Annotated in this window: 22 protein-coding genes; 20 read left to right on the top strand and 2 right to left on the bottom strand. The window is 37.0% G+C overall.

Translation table 11 applies throughout. The annotated features are described in order from the left end of the window. Positions 1-47 precede the first annotated feature (47 nt). From BFJ97_RS11490 to BFJ97_RS11445, 11 genes are all read left to right on the top strand, one after another. A complete protein-coding gene (locus tag BFJ97_RS11490; RefSeq protein WP_068984776.1) occupies positions 48-467 on the top strand; it encodes a hypothetical protein in 420 nt (139 codons plus the stop codon). Next, complete coding sequence (locus BFJ97_RS11485; protein WP_068984775.1) at positions 468-1,028, top strand: SpoIIIAH-like family protein; 561 nt, start codon at positions 468-470, stop codon at positions 1,026-1,028. A gap of 199 nt (positions 1,029-1,227) precedes the next feature. After that, positions 1,228-1,728 (top strand): acetyl-CoA carboxylase biotin carboxyl carrier protein, encoded by a 501-nt coding sequence (gene accB, locus BFJ97_RS11480; protein WP_068984774.1) that lies wholly within the window; start codon positions 1,228-1,230, stop codon positions 1,726-1,728. Positions 1,729-1,740: 12 nt separating this feature from the next. After that, positions 1,741-3,099 carry an acetyl-CoA carboxylase biotin carboxylase subunit gene (gene accC, locus BFJ97_RS11475; RefSeq protein ID WP_068984773.1) on the top strand — a complete coding sequence of 453 codons (1,359 nt, stop codon included), beginning with the start codon at positions 1,741-1,743 and terminating at the stop codon, positions 3,097-3,099. Between the two features lie 76 nt (positions 3,100-3,175). After that, positions 3,176-3,394 (top strand): hypothetical protein, encoded by a 219-nt coding sequence (locus BFJ97_RS11470; RefSeq protein WP_068984772.1) that lies wholly within the window; start codon positions 3,176-3,178, stop codon positions 3,392-3,394. A gap of 225 nt (positions 3,395-3,619) precedes the next feature. Beyond that, a complete protein-coding gene (locus BFJ97_RS11465; protein WP_068984771.1) occupies positions 3,620-3,802 on the top strand; it encodes a hypothetical protein in 183 nt (60 codons plus the stop codon). Between the two features lie 752 nt (positions 3,803-4,554). After that, complete coding sequence (locus BFJ97_RS11460) at positions 4,555-5,055, top strand: NUDIX domain-containing protein (protein ID WP_254660159.1); 501 nt, start codon at positions 4,555-4,557, stop codon at positions 5,053-5,055. A 656-nt stretch (positions 5,056-5,711) separates the two neighbouring features. Further along, positions 5,712-5,948 carry a small acid-soluble spore protein Tlp gene (gene tlp / locus BFJ97_RS11455; protein WP_053595505.1) on the top strand — a complete coding sequence of 79 codons (237 nt, stop codon included), beginning with the start codon at positions 5,712-5,714 and terminating at the stop codon, positions 5,946-5,948. A 569-nt stretch (positions 5,949-6,517) separates the two neighbouring features. Further along, on the top strand, positions 6,518-6,943 hold the full coding sequence (locus BFJ97_RS24150) for a hypothetical protein (RefSeq protein WP_139114425.1): 426 nt from the start codon (positions 6,518-6,520) through the stop codon (positions 6,941-6,943). A 40-nt stretch (positions 6,944-6,983) separates the two neighbouring features. Beyond that, positions 6,984-8,423 carry an MDR family MFS transporter gene (locus tag BFJ97_RS11450; RefSeq protein ID WP_068984770.1) on the top strand — a complete coding sequence of 480 codons (1,440 nt, stop codon included), beginning with the start codon at positions 6,984-6,986 and terminating at the stop codon, positions 8,421-8,423. Between the two features lie 529 nt (positions 8,424-8,952). Beyond that, positions 8,953-9,363: an Asp23/Gls24 family envelope stress response protein gene (locus BFJ97_RS11445; RefSeq protein ID WP_068984769.1), complete on the top strand. Its 411-nt coding sequence runs from the start codon at positions 8,953-8,955 to the stop codon at positions 9,361-9,363. An 87-nt stretch (positions 9,364-9,450) separates the two neighbouring features. Here BFJ97_RS11445 and norA read toward each other — a convergent pair whose 3' ends face one another. Both norA and BFJ97_RS11435 read right to left on the bottom strand, forming a co-directional pair. After that, positions 9,451-10,620: a multidrug efflux MFS transporter NorA gene (norA, locus tag BFJ97_RS11440; protein ID WP_068984768.1), complete on the bottom strand. Its 1,170-nt coding sequence runs from the start codon at positions 10,618-10,620 to the stop codon at positions 9,451-9,453. A gap of 181 nt (positions 10,621-10,801) precedes the next feature. Beyond that, positions 10,802-11,641, bottom strand: coding sequence for a MerR family transcriptional regulator (locus BFJ97_RS11435; RefSeq protein WP_068984767.1), 840 nt, complete (start codon positions 11,639-11,641; stop codon positions 10,802-10,804). A 419-nt stretch (positions 11,642-12,060) separates the two neighbouring features. On the opposite strand from BFJ97_RS11435, the gene nusB reads away from it, so the two are divergent. The 9 genes from nusB to recN all read left to right on the top strand — a co-directional run bounded on the left by nusB (position 12,061) and on the right by recN (position 21,432). Next, positions 12,061-12,441 (top strand): transcription antitermination factor NusB, encoded by a 381-nt coding sequence (nusB, locus tag BFJ97_RS11430; RefSeq protein ID WP_068984766.1) that lies wholly within the window; start codon positions 12,061-12,063, stop codon positions 12,439-12,441. A 34-nt stretch (positions 12,442-12,475) separates the two neighbouring features. Next, positions 12,476-13,342, top strand: coding sequence for a bifunctional methylenetetrahydrofolate dehydrogenase/methenyltetrahydrofolate cyclohydrolase FolD (folD, locus tag BFJ97_RS11425; RefSeq protein ID WP_068984765.1), 867 nt, complete (start codon positions 12,476-12,478; stop codon positions 13,340-13,342). A 455-nt stretch (positions 13,343-13,797) separates the two neighbouring features. Next, positions 13,798-15,150, top strand: a complete 1,353-nt coding sequence (gene xseA / locus BFJ97_RS11420; RefSeq protein WP_068984764.1) for an exodeoxyribonuclease VII large subunit — start codon at positions 13,798-13,800, stop codon at positions 15,148-15,150. Positions 15,151-15,152: 2 nt separating this feature from the next. Further along, positions 15,153-15,386, top strand: coding sequence for an exodeoxyribonuclease VII small subunit (xseB, locus tag BFJ97_RS11415; RefSeq protein WP_053597070.1), 234 nt, complete (start codon positions 15,153-15,155; stop codon positions 15,384-15,386). Positions 15,387-15,389: 3 nt separating this feature from the next. Then, positions 15,390-16,271, top strand: a complete 882-nt coding sequence (locus tag BFJ97_RS11410; RefSeq protein ID WP_068984763.1) for a polyprenyl synthetase family protein — start codon at positions 15,390-15,392, stop codon at positions 16,269-16,271. 164 nt (positions 16,272-16,435) lie between these two features. After that, complete coding sequence (gene dxs / locus BFJ97_RS11405; protein WP_068984762.1) at positions 16,436-18,337, top strand: 1-deoxy-D-xylulose-5-phosphate synthase; 1,902 nt, start codon at positions 16,436-16,438, stop codon at positions 18,335-18,337. Next, on the top strand, positions 18,337-19,155 hold the full coding sequence (locus tag BFJ97_RS11400; RefSeq protein WP_068984761.1) for a TlyA family RNA methyltransferase: 819 nt from the start codon (positions 18,337-18,339) through the stop codon (positions 19,153-19,155). The genes dxs and BFJ97_RS11400 overlap by 1 nt, the downstream gene beginning before the upstream one ends. A gap of 100 nt (positions 19,156-19,255) precedes the next feature. After that, a complete protein-coding gene (gene ahrC, locus BFJ97_RS11395) occupies positions 19,256-19,705 on the top strand; it encodes a transcriptional regulator AhrC/ArgR (protein WP_054612951.1) in 450 nt (149 codons plus the stop codon). 35 nt (positions 19,706-19,740) lie between these two features. Beyond that, entirely contained in the window at positions 19,741-21,432 is a 1,692-nt protein-coding gene (gene recN / locus BFJ97_RS11390) for a DNA repair protein RecN (protein WP_068984760.1), read from the top strand. The last annotated feature ends 103 nt before the right edge of the window (positions 21,433-21,535 follow it).

Genomic DNA, 21,535 nt, shown 5'->3' with positions numbered 1-21,535 from the left:
CATACACTTGAAAAAGAGAAGATGAAAGGAGGCAATGTACAAGTGATGTGGAAAAGACACGAAAAAAAACAACGTCATTTTTAATCTTAGTGCTTATTGCTGCCTCCATGGGAATTTTTATCATTTTACCAATGTATCAAACGAATTCAATGAATGAGCAAGAAACACCAGTAACCAATGAAGTAAAACTTGAGCAGACACTTAAGGCTATGCAAGGTGTTGGGGAGGTCAAAGTATATTTTTATTACGGAGAGATGACAGATGAGAAGGATGAAAATAAACTATTCAGTCAATATTTTCGAGGGACTGAACAAAGCACGAAAGAGGTAACAGGGATGTTAATTGTTTCAGAAGGAGCATCAGATATCTTTGTAAAAAATGAAATTCGTGCTGTCGTTAGTCAAGTAATGCAATTGCCGATTCATCGAATAATTATCGTTCCAATGGAAAATAAGGAGGAAAAGTAAATGCGCGTACGTAGAAGAACAGTTTGGTTTATGACATTATTAAGTCTAGTAGCGGTTATTTCAGTGTATTATTTGGTTGATCCAGCAAAACAATTCAATGGACTAACTATTTTCACAGATGATACATTACAGCAAACTGCAGTAACGGGTGTGACAGATCAAGAAGCAACAAAAGAGGGTGAGACGAAGGAAGTATCTTCTCCAAGTCACTTATTTGAAGAAATGCGCATGCAAGTTAGTGATGAAAGAAGCCAGCTTCGTCAACAATTAACGCAGAAAATCGGTTCACAAGAAGCCTCGGCTGAAGAAAAAAATAAGGCATATAATGATATGGATAGTCTTATTAAACAAGAATCCGCAGAAGCAATGCTAGAAATGCTTATTAAATCTTTAGGTTACTCAGATGCCTTTGTGAAAGCTGATGGTGATAAGGTATCCGTAACGGTTATGGCGGAGGAGCTATCAAAATCTCAAGCAAATGAAATTATTTATTTGGTAAGAACAGAGATGGAAGGCGCAAATGACGTCCAAGTAAAATTCAGTGCAAATAATAACTATTAAAAGATAAAGAAAAAGATGAAGATTCTGTTTATTTAATAACATTGTTATATATCAGCGTAATGAAAAGGCTTTCGTTTAGTAAAGGAAAGCCTTTTATTTTGTGCATATTTACTTAATTTTCATTAAACTATTTCAAATTGTTTCAAATAAATATAAAATAGTGCTTGTAGTAGATTTTATTTCATAAGGAGAGTTAGAAATGTTCAAAATTCAAGAAATTCGTGAAATCATTAAATTGGTAGATTCTTCTTCAATTGACGAGTTCGTTTATGAAGTAGATGGCGCAAAAGTTAAGTTAAAAAAGAATGGTGTTGTTGTTACTGAAACTGTAGCACCTAAAAAAGAAGTAGCAGCACCTGTTGTACAACAATCTGCACCAGCAGCACCTGTTGCACCAGTGGCAGCGCCAGTAAAAGCTGAAGAAGCACCAGCTGCAGCGCCAGCAAATAACGACCCATCGTTACATAAAATTGTGTCGCCGATGGTTGGTACTTTTTATCAATCTCCAAACCCAGATTCACCAGCTTACGTTAAAGTGGGGGACAAAGTTGGTAATGAAACAATTGTATGTATCGTAGAAGCTATGAAACTATTCAACGAAATTGAAGCAGAAGTTCAAGGGGAAATCGTTGAAATACTTGTTAAAGACGGTGAATTAGTAGAATACGGTCAACCATTATTCCTTGTAAAAGCTGAGTAAGGAGTGCAAACCATGAAAAAAGTATTAATTGCAAACCGCGGCGAAATCGCTGTGCGTATCATTCGCGCTTGTAAAGAGTTAGGTATTCAATCTGTTGCCGTATACTCAGAAGCAGACGCAGACGCATTACATGTGAAATTAGCAGACGAAGCATACTGCATCGGGCCAAAGCTATCAAAAGATTCATATCTTAGCTTCCCGGCTTTACTTAGCGTAGCAGAAAAAACTGGTGCAGACGGTATCCATCCAGGTTACGGCTTTGTATCTGAAAACGCTGACTTCGCTGAGGCTTGTGAAAACGCAGGCATTAAGTTCATTGGGCCTTCATCTGATTCTATTAAAATTATGGGTATTAAAGACGTTGCACGTACAACAATGGAAGCAGCGGGTGTTCCACTTGTCCCGGGTACTGGTATTGTTCCAGATATCGAAACAGGTAAAGAATGGGCTGCTAAAATTGGTTACCCAGTAATCATCAAAGCAACTGCTGGTGGCGGCGGTAAAGGTATCCGTGTAGCTCGTACAGAAGAAGACCTTGTAAAAGGCATTGAAATTACGCAAAAAGAGGCTGCTGCAGCATTCGGTAACCCGGGCGTATATTTAGAAAAATTCATCGAGTACTTCCGTCACTGTGAAATCCAAGTATTAGCGGATGGCCATGGTAACGTTGTACATTTAGGTGAACGTGACTGTACAGTTCAACGCCGTATGCAGAAATTAGTAGAGGAAGCTCCATCTCCAGCGCTATCTTCTGAGCGCCGTGCTGAAATGGGTGCAGCTGCTGTTAAAGCTGCAGAAGCTTGTAACTATGAAGGTGCTGGAACAATCGAGTTTATTTATGACTATCGAGAAGATAAATTCTACTTCATGGAAATGAATACTCGTATCCAAGTAGAACACCCAGTAACTGAAATGATTTCTGGTGTAGATCTTGTACAACAACAATTAAAAATTGCATCTGGTGAAAAACTTCCTTTCACTCAAGATGATATTAAATTAAACGGATGGGCTATTGAATGCCGTATTAACGCAGAAAATGCTTATAAAAACTTCATGCCATCAGCTGGTACAGTAGATACTTATGTAACTCCTGGTGGCTATGGTGTACGTATTGACTCTGCTGTTTACGCAGGCTATACAATCCCTCCATACTATGATTCAATGGTTGCTAAACTAATTGTTCATGCCAATACACGTGAAGAAGCGATTGCGAAAATGAATCGTGCGCTTAGCGAATTTGAAGTATCTGGTCCTGGGATCAATACAACAATTCCATTCCACCAAGCATTGATGAACAATGACGTTTTCAAATCAGCGCAATTCAATACGAAATTCCTAGAAGAGAATGATGTATTGGGGACAAGCAAGTAATTTTTATTAACAACGGAATAGAATGTTAACGTCTATTTCTTATACCTTCTGACTTTACTGTCAGGAGGTTTTTTATTTGTCTAAAATTAATCAGCGTTCAGGCTTATTTGATTTAATAGATAGGAAAGGCGATATTAATCTTAATTTTGACGCTCAATTATCGCAATTAAAGATCCATTGCCAAGAGTTAAACGCTCAACTAGTAGAGTCATATACAATGCTGATCCTTCGCCAACGCCAACAGAATCGGCAAATATTCGCTAGGGCTTGCGCCAACAAGCGACTAGTATCATAATCGTAGCGCCAACTGCGATTATAAAACGTTTACTTTGCAGAGTAGCCGTTTTTCTTTATCTCCTTATCAAAAGTTCTCGTCGGGTTTCGGAAGAGTAAAGCGTAGCGCCTTCATTTCACCTCTATAGCCGTTGCTAAAAACGGTTTTAAATCATAAGTTGGTGTAATTACCATCTAAAGCGTTTTGACGCTAAACCAAACGGAATTATAAGGAGGATTGAACGAAGTGAACATCACAATAGGTATCTTAGATATTCAACGGAAGATACTCGAGCAGACTGGACGTAAAACTGATGTATATTACAGCGAAGGTCAAGGCGCTTTGTACGTATTCATGGGAGACGCCTTGACGGTGCAGAACGTTATTTATGCAGTGTCTGAAATGGAATTAATAATGAACGCAATTTAATGAGGAGGAATAAATTTTTCCTAAAAGTTGTCCCAAAATCTATCGTTTTAGTGTGCAGTATAGAGTAGAACGAAAATTTTATAAAAAGCGATATCGATTTCTAATTTTACTCCCCTATGTATTGTAAAGGAAGAAGTTTTCCGAAACATGTCCGAAACTGGTTTTTCGTTCGGGTATACAAAGTAGGAGGCAAATTTTTTACCGGAAGTGTTAACGAAATTAAATTTTACCGAGGAGTATGTAGTATGAGGCAATTCCGTCGAGCAATCGGCGTTCACGTATAACAAAATAATAACCAAAAGGAGACCGATACTATATTATCGAGGGAGACATTATGAAAGGGAGAGATGTTTTAAAACTACCATTCGATGATGAATTAGAAATGTATTTGAAAAGGTTAATTAAACAAAACGATATTATCCGAAATCACTAAAAAAACGTAATAAATATATTTTTATCAGTAAATTTGGAGACTCGTTAGACGTTGAATCTAAGCCTTGCGCAATTACAAAACGTTTGTCTTATTATTCTAGTAAATATCGACTAAAAGATATTAATTCACATGCTATTAGACGGCTTAAAGTGCGTGACCCCAAAGCCCTTGGTTCTGGCAGGCGCTCTCTGTTGTTCAGGCATTACATACAACTTTTTTTATTTAGGGAAATAATGGATGTTTTTGAAGGAAATTGTTACTATTTAACTAACGGTATAGGTTAATAAAATACGTGGAAATTATAGAGGAGATGGAATTATTGGAAGTCCGACAAATGGCAACTGCATTTCTGATTCATCAAGGAAGTGTATTAATGATGAAAAAGGAAAATAGTAAAATCTTTAATTTTGAATTTTGGGGTGGAATTGGAGGTCATATGGAATCCAATGAAATTAATTCACCAATGGAGGCTAGTTATAGGGAGATCGAAGAAGAGACAGGCTTTAAAAAAGACGAAATCAAAAACTTTAGGCTTAAATATATTCTGCTTGAAAAAAATAGCGGAGAAATACGTCAACAATATGTTTACTTCGGAGAAACAAAACATATGAACTTTATTCCATCTGAAGAAGGAGAGTTATTTTGGGTTCCTAAGAATGAATTATCAGATTTATATACCTCAAAAATTATCAATTTAACTATTGAACACTATTTGAATAATAAAAATAGTGATGACATTTTTGTTGGAACGATGATGACTAACAATGAATCTAAATCTGAAATACAATGGTCAGCTATCAAAGAGACTGTAGGTTTTTAGTTATTTATCATCTTAACTGTGATTTGAAACTTCAAACAAAGGGGGGACTTTAGTTTAATATTTAAGCTATTTTTTGTCCGTTTAATATGTTTAGCAACAACTTTGAGAAAACAACCGAAATAGTAATCTCATTAAAAATCACTTTGACTTCGGAAAATTTCGCTATAATTTTTTTAACTCGGGCGGTCAATCGAAAACTGCGATATTCAACGCTGTCAGAAGCATCGAGAATCGTTGAATCGGATAGTTGGCCCTCTAAAAGAGAGTGATGTTCTAGGGACAAGCAAGTAATTATTTTCGCGGACTTAAGGAGGGAACATCTATCAAAGCAGCTTGTAATTCTATTACCTTCTAACTTTTATTGGTTAGGAGTTTTTTTGTATAAAAATAAATAGAGAACAGGGTATTTGATTTTGAGTAAAAAGCTTTTAAGGGATTACTACTTTCTTTAGGGCTTTTTAGATAAGAAAGTTATAATTTTCATGATGTTATGGTATTCGCTTCAGCGGCTGGTTACATTTAGAGTCTCTTCACGTGGCAAGTACACCGTCCAATGCTTTAAAGGACAAAAGCACCTTTCTTAGTAAAAATTAGTGTACATATAAACATAAAAAAAATACAAACTAATTTTAATGTCGAAATTTTAGGAGGTTACCATGGCTAATTCAAGACACTCGAAACCAGATGATAGATCCAATAACGTTGAACGTATTCGTGATATCGTTAAGAACACTGAAGAAAAACTTCATGAAGCGGAAATTAGTTTGGAATTTGCAGACCCTATGCAAAGTGAAATGATTAAAGAAAAAAATAAGCGACGTCAAAAGTCAATTGAAGGATTAAAAGAAGAAATGAAAGATGAAATGGCAGCACGTAAAAAAGGTGAAGTGTAGAACTTGTCTTTCAAAAGATGGGGACTTATTTGATAATGCAGAGATAAATATCTATCCTCAAGGTTCAATAAGTATTAGAACTGTTAAACCACTAGCTTCTTTTTCGCGAATGTTTTTGCATAACGTAAGAATGCGGGTTTTAAAAAATTGTAGTACCAGATTTTTTGTCACTAAACATTTGTGATGTGGCTCTTTAAGAAAGATTGATCATTTATAATAAAGAATGAATAAAGTTTGATAAAAATCACCTCTTTAGTTTTCTTTGAGGTGGTTTTTTGATGGATATTTGTGTTAAAATATATGTTTGACTTGTGGAGTATTATATTGAACTATGATCAAGAAGGTTATTTATGTAAATGTGCGGTAGTATCATGATAAACTTCCAATGGGTTATAAATGACCTGTTCCTGATTATTGTTACGATTGTTTATGAGGGGAAAATTCATGGAGTCTAATTATAATTGTTTTTATTGATATCAGTTCCAATGGTGGAGATATTCGCTTTGACAGTTGTTGGTTGGTAAATAGTGAAAGGTACATAGTTATATATTGGGTAATTTTGACTCGTTTTGACTCATCACCAAATGTTTTATCTGTGCGAAAGCGAAGCGACAGCAACAAATGTTTTGTCTGTGCGAAAGCGAAGCGTCAGCAACAAATGTTTTATCTGTGCGAAAGCGAAGCGACAGCGGCAAATGTTTTATCTGCGCGAAAGCGAAGCGACAGCAACAAATGTTTTATCTGCGCGAAAGCGAAGCGACAGCGGCAAATGTTTTATCTGTTCGAAAGCGAAGCGACAGCAACAAATGTTTTATCTGTTCGAAAGCGAAGCGTCAGCAACAAATGTTTTGTCTGTGCGAAAGCGAAGCGGCAGCAACAAATGTTTTGTCTGTGCGAAAGCGAAGCGGCAGCAACAAATGTTTTGTCTGTGCGAAAGCGAAGCGGCAGCAACAAAGCACCCAGTCGGAACGGAAATCAACCACACGTTTTGGTGAAGAGCCATAATTTTAACTAGATAAAAGTGAAGGGGAAAATATGAGAAAAAAAGTTATTTTATCATTAATGTTAATGACATTTCTTTCTGCTGTAGAAGGAACAATTATTAGTACAGCAATCCCACGTATAACGAATGATTTGTCAGGCGTCGAACTTGTTAGTTGGGTATATGCAATTTATATGCTTGCCGCAGCTGTATCGACTCCAATATACGGGAAATTGGCTGATTTATTCGGTCGTAAAAAAGTTTTACTTATCGGAGCTACAATATTTTTAGTCGGCTCTGCACTTTGCGGTGTCGTTACATCGATGGAACAGCTCATTGTCTTTCGTGCCCTTCAAGGTCTAGGTGCTGGTGCTATTATGCCAATAACAATGACAATCATCGGTGACTTATATAGCGAAGTGAAAGACCGTGCAAAAGCTCAGGGCTTGATTAGTGCTGTTTGGGGCGTCTCTGGTGTTATCGGACCATTAGTTGGCGGGTTTTTAGTTGATTCTCTTTCTTGGCGCTACATCTTCTTCTTAAACATTCCATTTGGAATTATCGCTTGTTTAATGATCGTAATTTATTATAAAGAATCTATTAAGCCTGCTAAGCATCATATCGACTATCTTGGTGCAACAGTATTCTCATTAAGTACAATCGCTCTACTATATGCGTTATTAACAGGTAGCAGTAAGCACAACTGGGGGGACATGACAATTATAGGTCTCCTGATCTTTGCAGCTGTTTCATTCATTATTTTCTTATTCATTGAGAAAAAATCGCCGGAACCATTAATTCCGCTAGCACTGTTATCTAACCGTACATTATCTATTATAAATATACTAACTCTTATTTCTGGTGCAATGCTTATTAGTATTACAATGTATCTTCCAATTTGGAGCCAAGGGGTTTTAGGAAAAAATGCGACAGCTGCTGGACTCATTTTAATGCCACTTCCTGTTATGTGGACATTTGGCACTATTTTTTCTGGTAAACTAGTTGGTAACTTAAATACGAAACAAATCATTCTACTTGGAACTAGTGTTAATTCAGTTGCTGCCTTTTCATTATTTACATTGTCAATAGATTCACCAGCATTTCTTATTTATGTTGCAGTTGGATTATTAGGTTTAGGAATGGGGCTTGTTACACCTATCTACATGGTAACAATTCAAGCAGCTGTTCCTACTCATACGCGCGGGACGGCAATTGGCTTAAACACATTTATCAATACGTTTAGTCAAACATTAGGAGCGGCAGTATTCGGGGCAATTTTTAACACGATGATTCATGCACATGGTATTAAAAACCTTGATCTTGTATCTTCTGGTGGACATGAAACAACTACAGCAAACGTAGTAACCAAATCACAAGAGGCATTAGCTTCAAGTGTACATTTCATATATATGGGTACTTTTATATTAGCACTAGTAACTTTAGTAATTGTTTGGTTCTTATTAAAGCCATCCACACAAACTAGTGAACAATAAAAAATAATTAATATAAAAATAAGCTGTGAAGAAATTTTTCTTCATAGTTTATTTTTATTTCAAACATGATTTGATTTCATATGTTTTTTTATCTTTACCCAAAAGATTCGAGCATCTTTTTTACGTGTACTAAGATAATAGTTACTCCCCGATTGAACATTCATGCTACTGTCGCTCTCTTGGAATTGTGATATATTTATATTTACTATTTACTCTTTTTTAATGAACTTGTGGATGACATTTGTTAAAACGTATGTCATGTATATAAGTCGGAACGGTAAACAACCACACGTTATGGTGATCATCCAATTTTATCTCCAATTTTTTTCGCTTTTCATTTTTTAAGATAAACTTTGATAATGTACCGAATAAAATTTTGGATTTATCGCCCAACTTTTTATATTTTTCGACATAAACCTGCCCTAAATAAATTAAAGCGGCTTTACGAAGCCAAACTTTCCTTTTTATAGTATAATAAGCGTAAGTACAGCATTTGTTTGTGATGTGTAAGGGAAAGGATGATATTTGTATGGCAGAGAAAGTAGGACAATCTTTCGTACAACCAACACCTTCTGGAAAAGAAGAACTTGGGAAAATTGAAGTAGCAGCAGAAGTAATTGAAGTTGTTGCGGGAATCGCAGTGAACGAAGTGGAAGGAATTGCTGCAACTCGTGGTAATATTGCAACAGGCGTAGTAGAACGCTTCGGTAAAAAGGTACACAATAAAGGCATTAAATCTGGTGTCACTGAAACTGGTGAAATTTCGATTGATGTATTTTGCTCTGTGAAATATGGCTTTGCTATTCCAAAAGTAGCGAAGGAAGTGCAAACTCAAATCCGCCAAGCTATTTTTAATATGTCAGCTCTTGAAACAGCTGAGGTGAATGTCCACATTACAGGTATTCACTTTGAAAAAGATGAGGTAGCAGTACAAGAATAAAATAAGGGGTTGCCTGTATGATGATGTATTCATCGAAAGGCAACCCCTTTTTTTATTTTATCAGTAGTGAATAATAGCACTACTTTATTAGATTTCAATATGCTTTGGCTTTTTCCAGAACAAAGCAAGTATCACGCCAAGTGCTAAAACAATTGTCGCAAAGTAATAAGGATAGTTTAAATTAATATCGAACAATATCCCGCCTAAAATAGGTCCAAATATATTACCAAGACTTGTGAACATAGAGTTCATACCACCAACGAATCCTTGTTCATTACCAGCGATTTTTGATAAATAAGAGGTAACGGCTGGACGTATTAAATCGAAGCCGACGAAAATAAAGAATGTGACAAATAAAATCGCGAAATAGTGGCTAACGAATGTCATAGCGAAGGTTAGAACAGCAGATAGGACGAGAGATACACGAATCAGATTGATTTCGCCCATTTTCTTAATAAGCCCATCGAATAGCAATAGTTGAGCAAGGGCCCCGACTATTCCACTTCCCGTAATAATAATTGCGATATCTGAAGGCGTAAAGGCAAATTTATGATCTACAAATAGACTAAATAACGACTCAAAAGCAGCTAAACCAAACGACAGTACGAAAATAAGTACGAATGGAATAAGGTATAGTGGGCTGAAAATACGCTTCACACTGCCTAACATTGATGGTGCAGACTCTTCATCATCTGAAGCACGTGTCGGTTCTTTTAACAATACAATTGAAAAGATAGCTGCCAAAAATCCAAGTATACCGGCAGAGTAAAATGGTATGCGTGTTCCGAATTCTGCCAAAAATCCACCGATTCCAGGACCGATAATAAAACCAGTACTAATCGCTGCACTCATATAGCCCAGTGCTTTTGGACGTTGTGACAAAGTAGTAATATCAGCAATATATGCTGTCACTGCTGGCATGATAAAGGCAGCACTCACACCGCCTAGCATACGTGAAATAAAAAGTACTTCAACAGAGCGACCAAAACCAAATAACAGTTCTGAAAGGCCAAAAATAAAAAGACCAACAACAATCATAATTTTGCGGCCAATTTTATCTACGAGCTTACCTGCAATTGGTGATACGATAAGTTGTGTGATGGCAAATGCTGCAACCATATAACCAACAACAGAGCCTGAAATATTTAGCTCATTCATAATAGTTGGTAACACAGGGATTACTAATCCAATACCTAAAAAAGCAATGAATAGATTAGATAATAAAATAGCTAATGTTAAATTTTGTTTCTTACTCATACATTTCTCCTTCAAACTTCACTTAAATCTACTAAAATATTTCCACGTTATACAATAAACCCTATAGTAACTATAGGGTCAAAAGATTTGTTTTATTTTATTCGTTTTATTTCAGTGTGGAAGAATCAATGAACAGTTATACAAGTTAATCCAATTAAATTTATGCGAGGGCACGATTAGATTAGAGAGTTTGTTGTCTAACTTTTAATTCGACAATAAACTTCTTTTCATGCTCAGAAGTTAATGTCGCAGGCATGTAGAGTTCATATACTTTTGATTCAAAGGTTTTTTGTTGTACCTCTACGTGTTTTCTTAGTTTTTCATAAAATGAAAAATATGTATCAGGATGATAGATAAAGGCAATACATGCATATTTGCCCGCAGGTTTAATGGTTTGCTTAACATTTGGAGAAAGCTGAGAAAATGTACGCTCAGTTAATAGCGGTGTAAAGATAGCATCATAAATAATTTCATTAACATTTGAATACGGGGCTAATGGATAAATACAACCGTAACGACTATTTAAGACACTTCCTTCGTTTTCAATGATTTTTATTAGTGTAGCATAGTGAGTATTCGTGTTAGAAATAGGTGTAAGTTCTGTAGTAGTCACTTGTAAAATGGACATTTCTTCTTCTACTTGAACGTAAACCTCTCCGAAGACAGGGATATCAATTTGCTCTTGTAGTTGTTTTTTTGTTTTATGCAAAGTATATTTTGCTTCATTTAAACGTGAAATTTTTTCCTCTATACGTTGTTCCTGTTGCTCTAAAAAACTTAGCAATTCTCCCGAGGTTAATCCGAGTGCCTTTTTTATATCTTCAAGGGCTATACCAATATACTTAAGAGATTTTATAATATCTAAATAAAAGATTTGGTTATCTTGATAATAACGATAATTCGTCAAAGTATCGATATATGCTGGTTTAAATAAATCAATTTGGTCATAGTATCGCAAGGTCTGCACTGATAAATTAGAGAGCTTGGCAACTTCACCAATTGTATAATAATGTTCTTTCATATATTGCCTCCACTAGTAATGGCTAAAGAAATTTAGTATGGCGTCAAAGTGTATTATGTTTACGATCCTCGAAATAAAATAGACGGGATTTGCGCTCTAACAATTGCTTTTATTGCTCCTCGCATTCATAAAATGTGTATGCTCTTTTACAGCTTGTGCATTGAACTTCATAATGCATATTGAACACCTCAGAAGATGAAATTTTATTTCCTTCATTATAACATTTTTGATATTTAAACAATATTGGTAGATGATCATTTTCAACATTAAACCTCATAAAGTTGATTGTTGGGTGTTAAAATAAGCACAAAGTTGCTTGAAAAAGGTTTCAGATTATTGAAAACTTGCTTGAATTCGTGTTTCTTGTACGAATTTATGCTATTATAAACCTTAATGCCACTTAAGAAGGAGAGCTTTACATGAAACGACATGAGGCACGCGAAAAAGCGTTGCAAGTTTTGTTTCAGCTAGACAATACCGATCTAACAGTCGAAGAAGCAATGGGGCATATTAAAGGTCAACCGACAAATGTCTTCTACGAAAAGATTGTTACTGGAACAGCTGAACATTTGGAGGAAATCGATGCTACTTTAGAACAGCATCTTGAAAAGTGGTCACTTGCCCGTTTACCCAAAATTGAAAGAACGGTTTTACGTCTAGCTGTATACGAGCTTTTATACATGCCAGAAACACCAAAAAGAGTAGTACTTAATGAAGCAATCGAGTTATGCAAAACATTTGGAGACGAAAGTTCGTCAAAATTTGTTAATGGCGTACTTTCTAAATTTACAGAACAATAAAAATGTGTGGAATTGGAAGGAGTAACTAAGGTTTATGTCAAGTGCAATTATTAATGGTAAAGAAATTGGTCAAGAAATTCGTAATTCAGTAGCAGAGCGAGTATCGCGTTTAAAAGAGCAAGGCTTAACACCAGGCTTAGCGGTTGTTTTAGTAGGAGACAACCAAGCCTCAGCTACATATGTGAGAAATAAACAAAAATCTTGTGAAGCCATTGGTATGTTTTCAGAGCTGATTAAACTAGCAGAAGAAACGACACAGGAAGAATTATTAGCACAAATTGAATTATTAAATAATCGCGAAGATATTCATGGTATTTTAGTACAATTACCACTCCCAAAACATATTGATGAGGATACTGTTATTGCTACAATCGCTGTTGAAAAAGATGTAGACGGCTTCTCACCAGTAAGTGTTGGGAAAATGATGCTTGGTCAAGAAACATTTTTACCTTGTACGCCGTTTGGAGTGATGAAGCTTCTTGAGTATTCAGGGATTGACATCTCAGGAAAACATGCGGTCATTGTAGGACGTAGTCATATCGTTGGTAAACCAATGGGACAACTTCTACTGCAAAAGGATGCAACGGTTACATATACGCATTCGAAAACACCGGATTTACCATCATTCACAAAACAAGCGGACATATTAATTGTAGCAATTGGACGTGCAAAATTTATTACGAAAGAGCATGTTAAAGAAGGAGCAGTTGTTATTGATGTCGGCATGAATCGCGACGAAAACAACAAGCTTTGCGGTGACGTAAACTATAGTGAGGTTGATGGAATTGCGTCTCATATTACACCTGTACCAGGCGGTGTGGGACCAATGACAATTACTATGTTACTTTTCAACACAGTTCAAGCAGCAGAAAATAAGCTTGCGAGTAAAGTTAAACAATAATTTGAAAGACTCATAAGTTTGCTAACAGCCATCTCAATTTTGATTGAGATGGTTTTTTTATTTGTCTATTTGTGAACTTTTGGGTCATGTCAGAAGATACATGTTAAGTGAAATCAACCCCTCATTTTGCCGGAGATTCATATTTTATTTAATTATGACAGCTTAATTTCATTGACATAATAGTATTAATAACAACATGAAGGTCTCATAACTTTGCCCCCAGGAAAGCGACCAGTCGGAACGAAAATCAACCATACGTTATGGTGATGAGCCGTTTTAAAGAAGTTATAGTAAGGCCTCTATTCAATAGATATGTTATAGTAAGGTTTTCAGTAGTATGAAAGACAGTCGTATTTTCTAGCAAAAACTGCATTTTGGCACGTCAGGTGCAATAAAAAATGTTATGATAGTTGTAGTTTTGTGAAAAACTTGATTTTAGTAAAGGAGCCGAAAAAATGACATCCGCTTCTTATTTAACAGTGAAAGCATTAACGAAATATATTAAACGAAAATTTGATGCTGATCCGCATTTACGTGAAGTCTACGTAAAGGGAGAACTTTCGAATGTCAAGATTCATCAATCAGGGCATATCTACTTTACTTTAAAGGATGATGGAGCGCGAATTGCGGCTACGATGTTTAAAACAGCAGCTACGAAATTAGCGTTTGAACCAAAGGAAGGTATGCAAGTATTTATCCGTGGAGATGTAAACGTTTACGAAGGCTATGGTACATATCAGTTATATGTACAGGAAATGCAGCCAGATGGAATTGGTAGCTTGTTCGTTGCCTTTAACCAACTAAAAGAGCAGTTACAAAAAGAAGGGCTTTTTAAACCAGACTGGAAACAACCGATTCCTAGGTTTCCTGAAAAAATTGGTGTGTTAACATCAACAACAGGAGCAGCCATTCGAGATATTTGTACAACGTTAAAGCGGCGCTATCCGCTTGCTGAAATATTAATTTATCCAACACTTGTACAGGGAGCACAAGCAGGGCCAAACATTGTTCATAATATTGAACGAGCAAATATTGATGCTAATTGTGATGTTCTTATCGTTGGGCGAGGTGGTGGATCGATAGAAGATTTATGGGCTTTTAACGAGGAAATTGTCGCGCGAGCTATTTTTGGTAGTCGAATACCTATTATTAGTGCGGTAGGCCATGAAACCGATACAACTATTGCTGATTACGTAGCTGATTTACGTGCACCGACACCAACAGCCGCCGCTGAAATGGCTGTACCTGATCAACAGGATTTATTTCAGCGTGTACTTACACAAAAATCACAGCTCCATCAAATAGTAAGGGCGCAACTTATGGCTGAACGGCAGCGTCTAAATAAACTCCAACAATCTTATCCGTTGTCGATGCCAGAACGTCTATATCGACCGTTTACGGAAAAGCTAGCACAGCTTGAATCGGGGTTACAAAAAGCGATGCAAGTTGATGTGATGAAGAAAACTGCAAAGCTCCAGCAATTACATAGTGCGGTGGAGCAGCATTCACCGAAAAAGGCACTAACTTTCTATCAACGGGAGCTTGAAACACGCATCCAACAATTGACACGTGCTTCAACACATTATGTAACGAAGCAAAAACAACAATTTGAAGCAACTGTCAGAACTTTAGAAGCATTGAATCCACTTGCTATTTTAACAAGGGGCTTTACGGTAGCTTATAAAGAAAATGAAATGTTAAAATCATCCGCTGATGTAAAGCCGCATGATCAATTAACACTTTCCTTCCATGATGGGAAGGTTATTGCTGATGTGGTAAAGATTTTGCCAAATAATGAGGAGGAATAATTGTGGCAGAGAAACAACAAACATTCGCAGAAGCCATGACGGCACTTGAGGAAATTGTCCGCCAGCTAGAGCAAGGTGATGTGCCATTGGAAAACGCGATTGATTTATATAAACAAGGAATGGAGCTATCACAATTTTGCCATAGCAAGCTGCAACATGCTGAGGAGCAGTTAATTTCAATTGTCCAAGAGACAGGTGAGACTACAGCATTTGATCCACTAAAGGGAGAGAACTAAGAAATGAACGAGCAATTAAAACATTTTATTGAAAGCAACATACCACAAGTTGAAGCTGAAATGTTTGCACTTGTTGAGAAAATTGATGCACCAGCCGATTTAAAAGAATCGATGCTGTATTCATTAAAAGCTGGAGGAAAACGTATTCGTCCTCTTTTCGTAATGGCTGTACTTGAGCTATATAATAAGAATTTGAAGGCAGGGTTAACGGTAGGATCAGTTATTGAAATGATTCATACGTATTCGTTAATTCATGATGATCTACCAAGCATGGATAATGATGATTTCCGTAGAGGTAAGCCGACAAATCATAAAGTATATGGTGAAGCACTAGCGACACTTGCAGGGGATGCTTTGAATACACTTGCATTTGGCATTTTAGCACGCATGGATGTGTCAGCTGAAAAACGTATTGAGCTTGTCAATCTTTTAAGTGAAGCAGCGGGTGCAGAAGGTATGGTTGGAGGTCAAGTACTCGATATGGAAGGTGAAAAACGTCAGCTAAACTTAGCTGAGCTAGAGCATGTCCATGTTAATAAAACGGGTGCTTTATTACGATTTAGTATTGAAGCTGGAGCTGTATTAGCTGATGTAACGCAAGAAGAGCGCACAATTTTAAAGGAATATGCGCATCATATTGGCCTGGCCTTCCAAATTCAAGATGATATTTTAGATATTGAGGGAACTACAGAAGAACTAGGTAAAACTGCAGGTAAGGATGTAGCGAGTGATAAAAGCACGTACCCAGCCCTGTTATCTTTAGATGGAGCAAAAGAAAAGCTTGCTGAGCATTATCAGCACGCCATTAACGCGTTAGAGAAATTACAAGTAGAGGTCAGCTTATTACGTGAGTTTGCAGCCTATATTGTTCATCGTAAAAACTAGGAGAAAATCAAGGCGTTTAGGGCAAAGAATATGCTAGAATAGGTGAGGGCGTTTGCCGATGTGCAAACAGTAAAGTGTTCGTACTTTTAGCATATTGATAACACTGTTATAATGGTGGAAACACAATTACGGTGAATAATTTATTGAAAAGGTGTGTGAGAAAGGTGGATTTAAATAAAATTACTAGTCCATCCTTTTTAAAAAACTTAGATAAGAAGGGTCTTGAGCAACTTGCACAAGAAATTCGTACTTTCTTAATCGAAAAATGTTCTGTCACAGGCGGTCATATCGGGCCGAACCTAGGTGTTGTGGAGTTAACGATTATGCTCCATAAAATGTTTGACAGTCCGCAAGATAAGTTTTTATGGGATGTAGGCCACCAAGCTTACGTGCACAAAATTTTGACAGGTCGTGCGAGTCAATTTGACACATTACGTCAGTTTCAAGGGCTTTGTGGTTTTCCAAAGCTTGTGGAGAGTGAACATGATGAGTGGGAAACAGGTCATAGCTCGACATCTTTGTCAGGAGCCATGGGTATGGCTGCAGCACGTGATATTAAAAATGAAAAGAATTTCGTGATACCAATTATTGGAGATGGAGCGTTAACTGGCGGTATGGCGCTTGAGGCATTAAACCATATTGGCCACGCCAAAACAAATATGATTGTCATTTTAAATGATAATGAAATGTCAATCGCTCCAAACGTCGGAGCGTTACACGGTGTACTAGGACGTCTTCGTACAGCCAAGGAATATTCAAAAGCAAAAGAAGAACTGGAATCTCTAATTAATAAAATTCCTTTGCTTGGTGGTAAGCTTGCTTCAACTGCTGAGCGCTTAAAAGATAGCTTAAAATATTTAGTGGTATCAGGTGTGTTCTTTGAGGAGTTAGGTTTTAAATATCTAGGACCGATTGACGGACATGATTTTGATGCTCTTGAGGCATCATTATCACAAGCTAAAAAAGTAAAAGGCCCAGTGCTCGTTCATGTTATTACGAAAAAAGGCAAAGGTTATAAACCTGCTGAAGAAGATACCATTGGTAATTGGCATGGTACAGGCCCTTATAAGATTGACAATGGTGCCTTTGTAAAATCAGAAGCAAAAGGTCCTGCATGGAGTAGTTTGATTGCTGAGACTGTTCGCAAAATTGCACATGAGGATAAACGAGTAGTCACAATAACTCCTGCAATGCCAGTAGGCTCGAAATTACAAGGAATTCAAAAGGATTTCCCAGAACGTTTCTTTGATGTAGGGATTGCTGAACAACATGCAGCTACGATGGCGGCCGGTCTAGCAACACAAAAAATGAAGCCGTTTTTAGCTATTTATTCAACATTCCTTCAACGTGCCTATGATCAAGTACTGCATGATATCGCTCGTCCAAACATGAATGTCTTTATCGGGATTGATCGTGCTGGCTTAGTTGGCGCAGATGGTGAAACACATCAAGGTGTATTTGATATTGCTTTCCTTCGTCATATCCCAAATATGACAATTATGATGCCAAAGGATGAAAATGAAGGTCAGCATATGGTAAAAACAGCTATTGACTATGATGGCGGTCCAATTGCGTTACGTTATCCACGAGGTAATGGGGTAGGTGTTCCGTTAGATGATGAGCTAATAACTTTACCGATTGGCAGCTGGGAAGTATTACGTGAAGGTAAAGATGCAACGATTTTAACCTTTGGTACAACGATTCCAATGGCAATGGAAGCGGCCAATATGCTAGCACAGCAAGGTGTGGAGATAGAAGTAGTTAATGCTCGTTTCATTAAACCGATGGATGAGGATATGCTCCATCGTTTATTATCTAGTCGTAAGCCAATATTAACGATTGAAGAAGCAGTTCTACAAGGTGGCTTTGGTAGCGGAGTATTAGAATTTGCCCATGACCATGGCTATTTAGGTGCACTGATCGATCGTATGGGTATCCCAGATCAATTTATTGAGCATGGCAATGTAGATCAGCTACTCGCTGAAATTCATATGACGGCTGAAGATACAGTGGCACGTATGCAAGTGTTACTTCAACAAAAACAGCAAGTAGGTTTGAATAAATAATGACAAAAAATCCGAAAGAACGTGTAGACATTTTACTTGTAGAGCGTGGGCTATGTGAAACACGTGAAAAAGCAAAGCGCTCTATTATGGCAGGGCTTGTTTTTTCTAATGAAACTCGCATCGATAAGGCGGGGGAGAAAATAGCAATAGACGCACCACTGCAAGTAAAAGGTTCTGATTTAAAATATGTTAGTCGTGGTGGCTTAAAGCTAGAAAAGGCACTGCAAATTTTTGATATGTCTGTAGAAGGGAAGCTAATGCTCGATATTGGCTCCTCTACAGGCGGTTTTACAGACTGTGCTTTACAGCATGGCGCAAGACACTGCTATGCATTAGATGTTGGTTCCAACCAATTAGCTTGGAAAATTCGCTCTGATGAACGTGTAACCGTAATGGAAAAAACAAATTTCCGTTATACAACAGCGCCAGATTTAACAGAAGGCTTACCAGACTTTGCAACAATTGATGTCAGCTTTATTTCATTATCGCTGATTTTACCTGTCTTAAAAACGCTGTTAATGCCAGGTGGCGATGTAATGGCGCTAGTAAAGCCCCAGTTTGAAGCTGGAAAAGAGAATGTCGGTAAAAAAGGTATTGTCCGCGATAAAAAAGTACATCTAGAAGTTTTAGAAAAAACAGCTGCAATGGCAACGGAGGTTGGCTTTGTCGTTAAGGATGCTTCGTTTTCTCCAATTACAGGAGGAGAGGGGAATATTGAATTTTTATTCCATTTAGTGAATCCTATTGATCATGAAGAAATCCCTGCATATACAGCTTTTAATGCACTCGTTGAAGAAGCGCATAGTGCACTGAAATAACACGTGCTCGTATACAGAGCCGTGTTTTTTCTTGTGCTTTGCTGTTTAAAATGGTAGTGTGAATATACAAATAACTAACTATTTATAAGAGGTGACCAACATGAATAAAGGACAAAGACATATACGAATTCGGGATATTATTGCCAATCATGAAATTGAAACACAAGATGATTTAGTCGATTTTTTAAAGGATGCAGGCTATAATGTGACACAAGCAACGGTATCACGAGATATAAAAGAACTTCATCTTGTGAAAGTGCCATTACAAGATGGACGCTATAAATATAGTTTGCCCGCAGATCAACGTTTCAATCCTGTACAAAAATTACATCGTGCGTTGGCTGATGCTTTTGTCAGCATTGATGGTGCATCTCACTTTTTAGTAATGAAGGCTCTTCCAGGTAATGCAAATGCGATTGCGTCACTGCTTGACCATTTAGATTGGCCAGAAATTTTAGGTACTATTTCTGGAGATGATACTATTTTAATTATTTGTCGTGATGAAAATGAGCGTGAAAATACAAAAAATCGCTTATTAGACATGCTATAAAATAGCAAGGTAATTTGATACAGAGGTGACATTTTGTGTTAAGAGAGCTTAGTATTCGAAACTTTGCCATTATTGAGGATTTAACAGTTAGCTTTTCAGGTGGTTTAACTGTTTTAACAGGTGAAACAGGTGCAGGAAAATCAATTATTATAGATGCAGTGCATTTACTTGCTGGCGGCCGAGGGAATTCTGAATTTATTCGTCATGGAGCTAAAAAGGCTGAATTAGGTGGTTTATTTCAAATTTCGAGTTCTGGGCATCCTGTTTATAAGAAACTTGAAGATGCAGGCATTGAAATTGAAGAAGATACGATTATTTTGCGCCGTGATTTAAATGATTCTGGTAAAAGTGTTTGTCGTGTAAACGGTAAGCTTGTGCCATTGTCTGTACTACGTGAGATTGGAGCTAGCCTCATCGATATTCATGGACAGCATGAAAACCAAGAACTCATGGATGAGAAACAGCATATCTATTTGCTTGACCACTTTGCCGAGGAACAACTTACACCAATTCAAGACTTGTACGGTTCCCAGTATGATGAATATCGTTCACTTAAAAAAGAATTAGCTTCGATTTCGATTGATGAACAGTTAATGGCACAGCGTATTGATTTGTACCAGTTCCAAATGAAAGAGCTAGAGGATGCCAAATTAAAGCTTGGCGAGGAAGATGAGCTTCTTGATGAACGTCGTCGTCTTATGAATTTCAATAAGATTTTTGAACGTTCAAATGCAGCATATGAAGCTATTCAAGGTGAATCAAAGGGCCTTGACTGGATTGGCAATGCAATGGGCGCCTTAGAAGATGCTGCAAACGTTGACGAGCAATTTAAAGAGGCTTCAGAATCTGTCACTACTGCATTTTATGCATTACAGGATGCAGCTTACCAAGTTAAAAATGTGTTAGATGAATTAGAATTTGATCCAGCACGTTTAAATGAGGTGGAGCAACGTTTAGCCTTACTACAAAATTTGAAGCGCAAATATGGTTCAACAATCGAAGAGATATTAGCGTATTATGATAAAATTAAAACAGAGCTAAATGAGCTCTTAAATCGCGATGAAATTTTGCAAGTAAAAGAACAAAAATTACTGAAAATGGAAGTGGTGCTAAATGAGCTTGCTGCAGAACTTTCTACTGTTCGAAAGGCTGCTGCACATAATTTAAGTGAAGCTATTATGGCTGAACTACGTGAATTACATATGGAAAAAGCAAAATTTATTGTTAATTTTGATGAGTTGCCTTATTTTGATGCGAATGGTAAAGACCAAGTAATTTTCTATATTTCAACGAATGTAGGAGAGCCACCAAAATCTTTACCGAAAATTGCTTCTGGTGGAGAGTTATCGCGAATGATGCTTGCACTAAAGACGATTTTCTCTTCCTCTAATGGCATAACGTCCATTATTTTTGATGAGGTAGATACAGGTGTAAGCGGTCGTGTAGCGCAAGCAATTGCAGAAAAAATTGCAGCAATATCCATCAACTCTCAAGTTTTGTGTATTTCGCATTTACCACAAGTGGCTGCGATGGCAGATCATCATTATTTTATTAAAAAAGAAGTCGAACATGATCGAACATTTACGTCATTGTTGGAAATAGATACAGATGCACGTATTGAAGAAGTAAGCCGGATGATATCTGGAGCAGAAATTACAGAGTTAACTTTGCAGCACGCTACAGAGCTGTTAAATATGGCTAATGAACGAAAAAAACAAATGAGATAGCGAAGAAAATCAGAAACAGCTCCGTTGTTTCTGGTTTTTTTCTTTTTGCACAAATATTTACCGCTTATAAGAATGCCACAACAACACATAGTAAAAAGACAAA

Origin of the sequence: Lysinibacillus xylanilyticus (genome assembly GCF_001708185.1) — a bacterium.
GTDB classification, from domain to species: Bacteria; Bacillota; Bacilli; order Bacillales_A; family Planococcaceae; genus Lysinibacillus; species Lysinibacillus xylanilyticus_A.
Note: the sequence above shows the minus strand (reverse complement) of the source record. Positions and strands in the feature narration are given on the sequence as shown.